This is a genomic window from uncultured Caballeronia sp., assembly GCF_964243625.1.
Taxonomy (GTDB): domain Bacteria; phylum Pseudomonadota; class Gammaproteobacteria; order Burkholderiales; family Burkholderiaceae; genus Caballeronia.
Window position 1 is genome coordinate 1 of record NZ_CAXTGZ010000357.1, and the last position, 6,418, is coordinate 6,418.

7 protein-coding genes are annotated in these 6,418 nt (G+C 61.8%); 1 reads left to right on the forward strand and 6 read right to left on the reverse strand.

The genetic code is table 11. From position 1 onward, the window contains the following. On the forward strand, nt 1-1,093 hold a 1,093-nt coding region (locus ACFFAR_RS21525; RefSeq protein ID WP_375508429.1), incomplete at its 5' end, for a hypothetical protein. A 247-nt stretch (nt 1,094-1,340) separates the two neighbouring features. Here the strand turns inward: ACFFAR_RS21525 and ACFFAR_RS21530 are convergent. The 6 genes from ACFFAR_RS21530 to ACFFAR_RS21555 all read right to left on the reverse strand — a co-directional run. Beyond that, on the reverse strand, nt 1,341-2,729 hold the full coding sequence (locus tag ACFFAR_RS21530; protein WP_174363943.1) for an FAD-linked oxidase C-terminal domain-containing protein: 1,389 nt from the start codon (nt 2,727-2,729) through the stop codon (nt 1,341-1,343). 24 nt (nt 2,730-2,753) lie between these two features. After that, entirely contained in the window at nt 2,754-3,527 is a 774-nt protein-coding gene (locus ACFFAR_RS21535; protein ID WP_174363942.1) for an SDR family oxidoreductase, read from the reverse strand. Further along, entirely contained in the window at nt 3,524-4,285 is a 762-nt protein-coding gene (gene rpiA / locus ACFFAR_RS21540) for a ribose-5-phosphate isomerase RpiA (RefSeq protein ID WP_375508430.1), read from the reverse strand. Before rpiA ends, ACFFAR_RS21535 begins: the two co-directional genes overlap by 4 nt. An 18-nt stretch (nt 4,286-4,303) precedes the next feature. Beyond that, nucleotides 4,304-5,149, reverse strand: coding sequence for a MurR/RpiR family transcriptional regulator (locus tag ACFFAR_RS21545; protein ID WP_062001605.1), 846 nt, complete (start codon nt 5,147-5,149; stop codon nt 4,304-4,306). Beyond that, a complete protein-coding gene (locus ACFFAR_RS21550) occupies nt 5,139-5,861 on the reverse strand; it encodes an HAD-IA family hydrolase (RefSeq protein ID WP_174363941.1) in 723 nt (240 codons plus the stop codon). The genes ACFFAR_RS21545 and ACFFAR_RS21550 overlap by 11 nt, the downstream gene beginning before the upstream one ends. Beyond that, a partial coding sequence (locus tag ACFFAR_RS21555) for an FGGY-family carbohydrate kinase (RefSeq protein WP_375508431.1) occupies nt 5,858-6,418 on the reverse strand: 561 nt, incomplete at its 5' end. The genes ACFFAR_RS21555 and ACFFAR_RS21550, both read right to left, overlap by 4 nt.

The window sequence follows — 6,418 nt, forward strand, 5'->3', positions numbered from 1 at the left end:
GCATGGCCGAAACTCGGGATCTCGAGAGAACGGTCCACGTCAACCGCGCCGCCCTTCGAAAACGACGTCCCGCCACGAAAACAAACCCTTCGCGAAAGGTCAGCCGTCTCGCGATGCCGCAAACGCGCAGGTTACCGCGTCCATCTTCAAGACGCGGTCATTCAAGTTGCTGGTCGATGCCGTCGGCGCCGAGAATATTGCGCTGGGCCTCGACTCGAATCTCACGCGCGTGGCTGAACTCGTGAACGGCGTCGGGTTCACGCCCGAAACTGCTTTTCATATCGAAACAACGCTTGGTCTGCCCGATGGTTTTTTCGATCAACCGAACCCTGTGCTTGCCCCGGAGATCGTCACGCGGCTGAAGTCGCCGCTGGATTTCATGCAGGCGAATGCGGAAAACACATCGAGCGAGCACTTGCCCAAGGAAGCAGAAATGCGGAAGAAGAACCCTGTTCACGCGCAGGCCGGGAAAGTTGCGGAGAAGCCCGCAATGAACCCATCGCCCAAGAAAACACAGGCGCCCTCGAAGCCCGGCCTTCAACAGTCGTTGCTGCCGGCCGAGGACGCTTCGGTCGAAAAGATCCGCCGCGCGAATCTTCATGTGCTGACATCGCGCAATGGATCGAAAGCGCGGCTGAGCGCGCTGATGGAGTTAAGCGGATCGAACATGGCGCATCGGCTGCACGGCCAGAAACGCCTTGACGACAACGAGGCCAACCGCTTCACCGAACGGCTCGGATTGCCAGCGGGCTGGCTGGATGTGGCGCGCACGGCGGCGGAAATCCCGGCATCGGTGACGGCGTTGCTGCTGCCGTTGCGTCGCTCCGCCGGAGAACACGACGAGGCGAAGCATACCGCACGCGTACAACACGTAACGCCTGCCGAACCGGTCAACGAGCCGGTGCAGGCCGAATTGGCGGTCGACGTTCCTCCGATGCAACCGGCTCCAGTATCGACCACGCGCCTTGATCATCTGCAGGGCATTCAACCGATAGCCGAAGCGCTGCTCAAGACGCTGGCGGGCAAGGCGCGGGCCGGTCTTCTCGACGAAGCCAAGGCGCTGGAAATGCTGCAACAGGCAGTGCTGCTCTGAGCGGCTGACCTGCTTGCATTTACGAAGGCACGGCGTGCAATGCGCCGTGCTCGCCGATGCTCTTTCTCATCTTTTAAGCATAAGAACCCTGAAGCATTTGTGGGTACATGCCGTCACCTACGGGTAACCCAAAACAGAGAACTGCGGATGCGTTCCAGCAGAGAGAAAGGACATTGAATGCGAAACGTGAGAAACGCAACGCACGACGTCTTGCAACACTACGCTTTTGCGCTCCACAAGCGCTACCCTAAAAAACCTTCCCCGGATTCAGCAGTCCGTGCGGATCCAGCGCGGCCTTGATCGCGCGCATCGACTCGATATCGTTGTCCGAACGCGTGAAGTGCAGGAAATGTTTTTTCTTCGTGCCGATCCCGTGTTCCGCCGATATCGATCCGTGGAAATCGCGTGTGACATCGTAGATGACGTCGTCGATTTCATCGTGATCGTGCTTGCCCATGCCCGGCACGTCGACCACGACATGAATGTTGCCGTCACCGAGATGCCCGTAGATCATCACGGTCGCGTCAGGCCAGCGTTCGCGCAAGCGCACATCGCAGCGCTGCGCCGCCTCGCCGACTTGCGCTATCGAAAAGCTGACATCGTAGGCCGCGTGGTTCGGAATGAAGCGCTGGTATTCGCCCGGCGCATCGCGGATCGCCCAGAACGCGAGAGCCTGCGAATCCGACGATGCCAGCGCCGCGTCGCTCACCACGCCCGCCTCCAGCATCTCGCCCAGGAACTCTTCGAAGGCATCCGCGTGGCGCACCGGATCGGTCCCGACGCTCTCAAGCAGGACATAGAATGGATGCGCTTCATCGAGCGGCGCGCGCAGTGTGTCGAGGTTGGCGAGCACCGCGTCGTAGTACCCCTTCCACATGACTTCGAACGCCGATACCCCCGGCGCCAGCCGTGCCTGAGCGCGCGAGAGCAGCGTGGTGACGGCCTCGTATGACGGCAGTCCGCACCATGCCGTGGCCGTTGCAGTCGGCTTCGGACGCAGTCTCAAAACCGCACGGGTAATGATGGCAAGCGTGCCTTCACTGCCGATCAACAGATGCCGCAAATCGTAGCCGCTGTTGTCCTTGATCATCTTGTTGAGGCCGCCGATCACCTTGCCGCTTGCGAGCACGGCTTCAAGCCCCAGAACCTGATCGCGCATCATGCCGTACTTGATCACGCGATTTCCACCGGCGTTCGTCGCCAGATTCCCACCGATGGAACAACTGCCCCGCGCGCCCAGATCCAGCGGAAAATAGAACCCCGCAGCCGTCGCGGCTTCCTGCACGACCTGCAGCGGCGTGCCGGCCTCCACGGTCATCGTGCTGGAAACCGGATCGATTTCAACGATCTTGTTCATGCGGTCGAGGCTGATCGCGACTTCCCCGCCCTGCACGTTGGCGCCGCCCACGAGCCCGGTCAGTCCGCCTTGCGTCACGACCGGCTGTCCATGTTCCGAGCAGATATGCAGCGCTTTTGCGACCTCTGCGGTATCGCGCGGACGGATCACCGCAAGCGGCACGCCGCCCGGCAGTCCGCTCCAGTCCACCACGCGCCGGTCCCCGAACTCCTCCGGCAATTGCACCACTTGCGAACCCAAAGCCTCGCGCAGCGCGTGAACCGCTTCTTGTGCCGCCATTTCTGTCTCCATTGATTTTGACGCCTACCAGATCGTATATCCGCCATCCATCACGAGATCCGATCCTGTCATGAAAGCGCTCGCATTCGATGCCAGGAAGATCACGCCCGGCGCAATCTCCTCGGGCTTTGCGAGCCGCGCAAGCGGTGTGCCGTCGATCCATGCATCGCGCCACGCTTCGTTTTCGAGTCCGCGCTTGGTCAGCTCGGTCGCCACATACCCCGGCGAGATGGAATTGACCCGCACGCCAAACGGCGCCCATTCGGCGGCGAGCGAACGCGTGAGATGAATCACGCCTGCCTTCGACGCGTTGTAAGACGCCTGGGGCTGCGGCTTGTTTGCAATCGACCCGCTCATGCTCGCAATATTCACGATACTCCCCGCACGCTTTTCCGTCATGAACCGCGCGGCGCTGCGGCAGCAATAGAATACCCCGTCCAGGTTGACGGCCATGACGGTGCGCCACGCATGGTCATCGGTATCGAGCGCGGAGGTATTGCGCACGATGCCCGCGTTGTTCACCAGTACATCGAGCGTGCCGTACCGGGCGACGACCTTGTTGAAGGCGTCGTCGACGGAAGCGGAGTTCGTCACGTCCATTTGCACGAACATGCCGTCGACTTTATCCGCGGCGGCCTGTCCACGTTCTGCGTCCAGATCCGCGATCACGAGATGCGCGCCGGCATCGCGCAGACCGTTTGCGATCGCAAAGCCGATCCCCTGCGCGCCGCCCGTCACCACGCAGAGCTTGCCGTCGAGCTTGAATGCGTCGAGCGTGTTTTCCGTGGCCGAGGTCATGGCAGTGCCCGGACAACGACGACTTCGGCGCTGCCATCGGCATGGCCGACGATCATCTCGCTTGCGATACCCACGAACAAACCGTTCTCGACCACGCCGGGAATGGCGTTGAAGCGCGGCGCCAGCGAGATCGGATCGGCGATGGCTTCGAGGTGGCAATCGAGGATCAGGTTGCCGCTGTCGGTCAGGAGACGTTCGCCGTTTTTCATGCGCGTGGTGATGCGCACGCTTTTATCGAAACCGGCGCTGACGAACAATTCGCGCAGCAGGCGTTCCGTGCTTTGCCATCCGAACGGGATCACTTCGATAGGCAATGGAAAGCGGCCGAGGCGCTCGAAGACTTTTTTATCGTCCACGACGGCGACCATCTTCTTCGATGCCGCCGCCACGATCTTCTCCCACAGCAGGCACGCGCCGCCCCCCTTGATCATGCTGCCCTGATGATCGATTTCATCGGCGCCGTCAATGGTGACATCGAGTTGATCGATCGTGCCGAGATCCGTCAACGGCACGCCGAGTTCAAGCGCGAGTTCACGTGTTGCATTCGATGTTGGCACACCCACGACCTCGAAGCCCCGTTCGACGCGCGCAGCCAGCGCCCGCACGAACCAGTGCGATGTCGTGCCAGAGCCAAGCCCGACCTTCATGCCCGGACGCAGATAATGATCGATCGCCTTGATGCCCGAAGCCAGTTTCGCTTCGTCCTGTGCCGATGCCGGTTTCATCGTTGCGTAACCCGGTTCGATATGCGTGCCCATATGTGTCTCCTTTATCAATCAATCCATGAATTTGTCGGTGAACCACGGGTCGAGCGCCGCGAGGTTATCGGGTAGCTTGCGGCCCTGGCGCAGGCCGAGCATTGCAACGAGCATGTTGACCACCAGCAAATGGTTGATGCGCGCGGTGAGCGGCGTGTAGAGCTCGGTGTTCTCGTAAGCAGGCACGCCGATGGCGAGGTCGCAGGTTTGCGCAAGACGCGATCCGGGCGCGCAAATGGCAATGGTGACGGCGCCGTTGCGGCGCGCCATGCCCGCGGCCATCACGAGCGCCTTGGTCGATCCGGAATGCGAGAAGAACACGGCGACTTCATCGTTTCGCAACGTAGGCGCAAGCAGCAATTGCTTCTGCGAATCGAGCACCACGCGGCAATGAAGCCCCAGCCGAAAGAACTTGTGCTCGGCATCGAACGCAATGGTTTCGGAGATGCCGAGGCCGAAGAGAAAGATCCCCTTTGCATCGATAAGACGGCTCGCCGCTTCGTCGATGGCTGCTGCCTGCACATCCGAGTTGAAGCGCTGGATTGCATGCAGGGAGTTCGTGATGATCTTGCTGCAGACGCTTTCGGGGGTATCGGCGTCAGTGATCGACTCGTATTCGAACGGCGCTTGCGGAATCAGCCCCTGGCCGAGCTGCACCTTGAAGTCCTGGTAATCGGCGCAATCGAGCCTGCGAAAAAAACGCACGACCGTCGGGTCACTCGTTTGCGCCGCCAGCGACAACTCCGCCATGCTCATCTTGAGCACGGCTTCGGGCGAGCTCAGCAGCACGTCGGCTATGCGCGAACTCGCGCCCGTCAGTTCGGGACGTTCAAGCGCGATCCGGCGCAAGAGGTCATTTCTCATTGGGCTCCCGGACGATCGCGCCGGCGGACGCGGCGCTGATGGCAAGCAGGTCGACAAACGCGGCGAGCCTCGACGCAGCAGGCACGTTCACCGCCGGCCCGGTTCCCCAGTCGACGATGAAACACCGCACATGGGCATCGCGCGCGCATTGCGCGTCGATGGTCGTATCGCCGATGTAAAGCGCCCGATCCGGCGCGACGTTCATGCGCTCCAGCGTGGTCAGCAAATGCTGCGGGTGCGGCTTGCGTTCGGGCAAGGTATCGCCGCCGACGATCGACGTGAAGTAGCGTTCAAGATCGAAATGCTTCAGCACGGCTTCGGCCAGGAATTGCGCCTTGTTCGTGCACACGCCGAGCACAATACCCGCTGCATGAAGCGCGGGAATGGCGCGTAGCGCGTCCTGGTACACCGTCGAATATTCGATCGGATGCTGCTTGTAGAGCGTGAGATAGGTCTCGACATCAGCGGCGACTCGCGCCTGGTCGAGCGTCAGTCCAAGCCCTTTATAAAGCTTGTCGATCAGGCCATACGACCCTTCGCCAATGAACTGTTCGACGAAGTGAACCTCTTGCGGCGGCAAGCCGCGCGTCGCAAGCATGCGATTGACGGCGCTCGTGATGTCCGGCGCGGTATCGACGAGCGTGCCGTCGAGATCGAAGACGATGCCGGCGACCCGCGTGCCGGCAGAAATGGCGGCGTCAGTTGTTGTCATGTTGCCTCGATCGGAGAAGTCGGTTGCAAGGGGACATTTTTATTCGTCGGGGCGGCCTCTGCCGCAATCTGTGCCATGACCGGTTGCAGCGCGTCGTAGAGGCCGCGGAACGTGCTGAAGCGCGACGCATAGAGCGGATCGAGCGCGCGATCGGGCGCCGTGCGGCTCGTCACTTCGAGCGTTGCGACGGCTTCATCGAGCGTTGTCCACCAGCCTCTGCCCACGCCCGCCGCGAGCACCGCGCCATATGCGCCGCCCTCGGCTGCGCCCGTCACGGTCGTCACTTCGCGCTGCAGCACGTCGGCGAGAAGCTGCGACCAGAACGGCTCGCTCATCGCACCACCGGATGCGCGGATTTCATCGCAAGCCAGTCCCGACGATACACACAGCGCAGCGATTGTACGGATGTTCAGCAGCACGCCTTCCATGACGCTGCGCACGAGGTGCGGACCGCCGTGCATCGATGTCAAACCGATCCAGGCGGCGCGGCCGTCAGCGGCGACGTGCGGGCAGCGCTCGCCGAGCAGGTATGGCAGGAACAACAGGCCGCCGGAGCC